This window comes from Pseudonocardia sulfidoxydans NBRC 16205 (assembly GCF_007989085.1).
Classification (GTDB): domain Bacteria; phylum Actinomycetota; class Actinomycetes; order Mycobacteriales; family Pseudonocardiaceae; genus Pseudonocardia; species Pseudonocardia sulfidoxydans.
The window spans coordinates 1-3540 of the sequence record NZ_BJVJ01000155.1 but is presented as its reverse complement, the minus strand read 5'-3'; the positions used below and the strand labels follow the sequence as shown (position 1 = coordinate 3540).

Sequence of the window (3540 nt, the reverse complement as noted above, 5' to 3'; positions counted from 1 at the left end):
CCCCGCCTGACGTGCTGGCGGGAGGGTGCGGCGAGCATCGGTACGCCAGCGCTGCGCCGTCTCCCGCACGACGCCGAAGCGGTGCATCAACTCCGACGCATCCGCGCCCGCCGCGGCCGCCCGCCGGTCGGCCGCGGCGCGCTCACGCTGGCCGTCCGGTGGGAGCAGCCCGGCCAGCACGTCCTGCAGCTCGACACCGCGACGGCGGCGCAAGCTGACACGTTCGGCCGGGGTGGTGCCGCCGGCGATCCCGTCCGGGAGCGCCCATAGGGCGTAGTCCAGGCACTGGGTCAGGACGGGGCAGCCCGCGCACACCCGCTTCGCAGCGGTGACCTGCCGATCGAACGCCGTACCCCGGTCGGCCTCGGGAAAGAACAAGTCAGGGTCAACCTGGACACACAATGCGTCTGCGCGCCAGTTGCGGACCTCGTTGCGTGCGGCGGTCATCCCACCGCTCCCGAACCCGCAGGCGCCTCACCATTCAGTGCGGGAGTCGTCGAGTCGTCCACCGTCGACAGGAACGACGCCACCGCCTCCGGCAACCCCTGACCCGCCGGGGTCGCCACGAACATCACCAGCGCGACCAGCGAGAACACCACCGCGCCCGCCGGAACCCGACACTTCGCACAAATCACCGCACCGACGATCGCGAACAGGATCAACACACCCACACTGCTCATCGCCGGCCCGCGTTCTTCTCGGGCGCCCAGCCGGCCGCGTCGACGACGCTCTGCGTCGAGATCGCGGTCTCGACCATCTCGTCGACGGCGCGGGCCGGGACGATGAGACGTCCCCTGATCCGGATCGCCGGAAAGTCTCCGGCGTTGATGGCGCGGTAGAGCGTCATCGCCGACATCCCCAGCATGCGAGCCACCTGACCAACGCTGTAGAAGCGCGGGCCCGACTCCGAGATTGACTGCGGCCCAACGGGTTGGACCATGGGGTGGACCTGACTCATGTCGTTCTCCCGACCTGTCGAACTCGCCCGGGCGGCGTGTCCGTGGAGATCACTTTCTCGATTTCCGGCGGACATCTTCACCACGGCACTGGACGACTTAGGACGTCTCAGGGAGAATCAAGACGTCCCCAGTTGGTCCTGGAGGTGGGTTGTGGCCAATGAGAGGCTTCGCGACGCACTGCTGGAGGCCGGCGTGTCCGTCGAGGACGCGGCGACAGCGACGGGTACCGACCCGAAGACGGTCGAGCGCTGGGTGACGACCGATCGCACGCCGTATGCACGCCACCGCCGCAGCCTCGCCAAACTGCTCCACCAGGCCGAGAGCTACCTGTGGCCGGCCGCCGTGTCGCCCGAGCGTCAGGCGTCCATCGCGGCGTCGGAGATCGTCGGTGTCTTCCCCCATCGGAACGCCCTGCCCACCGACCTGTGGGATCGCCTGCTGGCCTCGGCGACCGACCGCATCGACATCCTCGTCTACTCCGGACTGTTCCTCGTCGAACGACCGGACTTCATCCGCACCCTCGCCGACAAGGCCGCTGCGGGCGTCACCGTCCGCATCGCGTTCGGCGACCCCGACTCCGACGCCGTCGAACTCCGAGGCGACGAGGAGGGCCTCGGCGAAGGCGCGTTGGGCGCGCGGATCAAGTACGGGCTCATGCCGTACTCACCGCTACAGGGCACACCGGGCATCGAGTTTCGCTTCCACGCGACGACGCTCTACAACTCGATCTTCCGGTTCGACGACGAGCTCATCGTGAACAACCATGTCTACGGAGCCCCCGGTGCCCATGCGCCGGCGCTTCACCTGCGCAAACTCGGTGCGGGCGACCTGTTCTCCATCTACACGAAGAGCTTCGTTGACGTGTGGACGCTGTCGAAACCCGCCTCGTGGTGATCTGATCAGGGTGTGGCACGCACGGACTACCTCGACGACCCCGACGCGCCTGACCCGACGAGCATCGTCATCGCCGCCAGCGCCTTCGTCATCGACGGCGGCGGCCGCCTGCTGATGATTCGGCGGACCGACAGCGGCCTCCACGCCTTGCCCGGAGGAAGGCACGAGCTCGGCGAGACGATGACGCAGGCGGCCGTCCGCGAGACGCGCGAGGAGACCGGGGTCGACATCGAGGTCACCGGGCTCATCGGCATCTACTCGAACCCGGCACACGTCGTGCAGTTCACCGACGGCGAGGTACGACAGGAGTTTTCGATCTGCTTCAGAGCCCGGCCGGTGAGCGGCGAGCCTCGGACCAGCGATGAGTCGACAGAGGTTCGCTGGGTGGAGCCGCCGGAGCTGAAGGCCCTCGAGATACACCCGTCGATCCGCCTCCGCATCGAGCACGGCTTCGAGCAACGCTCCGAGCCCTACTACACCTGAGCGAGCGCTCCGACGCGGTTGATCCAGCCTTGGGCCCGGTCCACGGCCTGTTGACGCATCGGCATGCCGGCCTCGAGCGAGCGCACGACGTAGTGATCCGCTGGATACCGCTCTCGCAACTCAGCCATCCGCTCGACGAACGTCATCGGCTGGCCTGTAGGGCCGGTCGTCATATCCGAGAGCCAGAGAAGGTCACGAACCAAGGTCTTCTCGTTCTCAAATTCCTGCAACTCGACGTCGAGCCCCAGTACGCCCGCCTCAGCCGCTGCTGCGGAGTGGTGCGCGACGAGACCGACCAGGCGCGCAGGTGCTCCGATCTCCTCGAGATGGCGTGCGCCGTCCAGAGGATGGAACCCGGTCGCCGCAAGCTCCGGCGCGTAGCCGACGTCATGGAGCCAAGCCGCTGCCAGGAGGAGGTCCGCATCCGTGGGCAGGGCCCCTGCGAACACCGTCGCGCGAGCAGCAACTGCCTGTACATGAGCCCACCGCCTCGGCAATGCCGCGGCGAGATGCTCCCGGGCAACGGCTTCCGCCCACTCATCCAGCCTCACCCGACCAGACTATGGAACGCAGGCTCGCTTCGGACCCGGCCATGCCGATCCGAGTGACGATGTACACGGCTGCACCGAACGTTCTCGACTCGCGCACGAACCAGGCTTCCCGAACTTGATCAAAGGACTGCTGGCGGTGCAGCGTGTCGGGCGCTCACCCCGGCGGCGCCCAGAACATCCGGTAACGCTCCTGCCGAGACTGCCCGTCTGAACCGGGGGAAGGCGCCACACGGGCTCACGTAGCAGACAAGGTCGATCGACTGGACCCGCGGTGCAGACCGTAGCCAAGGCCGCACCCACATGCTCACCTGACGGCTGCGTGGCATCAATCGTGGTGCGAAACAGAGTCGATCAGAGCGACATCCGGTGACCGATGATGGCGTTTCCGCAGTTCAGGAGACCACAAGAGGTACGTGGTGCACATCACGGCGGCCTCCTAAAGCGGGTGTCGCAGGTTCGAATCCTGCCGGGGGCGCACAGGTCAGGGCTCGTGAGAGCACAATGACCAGCAGTTCGTGGAGTATGAGGACTGCGCGGTCGTAACGCCTTTCGGCATGGGCGCACTCCGAGCTGTCGACGGGCGCTGGGCGGCCACCAGCAGCGGAGCCGGTCGTGGGCTTACCGAGACTGCGCGGCAGCGGATGAGGCGCCGG

The 3540-nt window shown here is 67.4% G+C and carries 6 protein-coding genes; 2 read left to right on the top strand and 4 right to left on the bottom strand.

All coding sequences use genetic code 11. The annotated features are described in order from the left end of the window. The 3 genes from PSU4_RS30675 to PSU4_RS30665 all read right to left on the bottom strand — a co-directional run. The coding region (locus PSU4_RS30675; RefSeq protein WP_147116145.1) for a WhiB family transcriptional regulator at positions 1-447 on the bottom strand (447 nt) is incomplete at its 3' end. Further along, positions 444-665, bottom strand: a complete 222-nt coding sequence (locus PSU4_RS30670; protein WP_246115461.1) for a hypothetical protein — start codon at positions 663-665, stop codon at positions 444-446. The genes PSU4_RS30675 and PSU4_RS30670, both read right to left, overlap by 4 nt. Positions 666-676: 11 nt before the next feature. Then, a complete protein-coding gene (locus PSU4_RS30665) occupies positions 677-940 on the bottom strand; it encodes a helix-turn-helix domain-containing protein (protein ID WP_147116141.1) in 264 nt (87 codons plus the stop codon). 169 nt (positions 941-1109) lie between these two features. On the opposite strand from PSU4_RS30665, the gene PSU4_RS30660 reads away from it, so the two are divergent. After that, positions 1110-1853, top strand: a complete 744-nt coding sequence (locus tag PSU4_RS30660; protein WP_147116147.1) for a DUF5919 domain-containing protein — start codon at positions 1110-1112, stop codon at positions 1851-1853. Positions 1854-1865: 12 nt separating this feature from the next. Then, the gene (locus PSU4_RS30655; protein WP_147116139.1) at positions 1866-2336 is read left to right on the top strand and encodes an NUDIX hydrolase; all 471 of its coding nucleotides are present in this window, start codon (positions 1866-1868) and stop codon (positions 2334-2336) included. Here PSU4_RS30655 and PSU4_RS30650 read toward each other — a convergent pair. Beyond that, entirely contained in the window at positions 2327-2887 is a 561-nt protein-coding gene (locus PSU4_RS30650; RefSeq protein WP_147116137.1) for an HDIG domain-containing metalloprotein, read from the bottom strand. The two genes, PSU4_RS30655 and PSU4_RS30650, sit on opposite strands and share 10 nt — an antisense overlap. Positions 2888-3540: the final 653 nt, after the last annotated feature.

What these genes read in the sequence shown, in the direction of transcription:
- PSU4_RS30665 (WP_147116141.1), bottom strand. Translation starts at nt 940, where the DNA reads ATGGTCCAACCCGTTGGGCCGCAGTCAATCTCGGAGTCGGGCCCGCGC.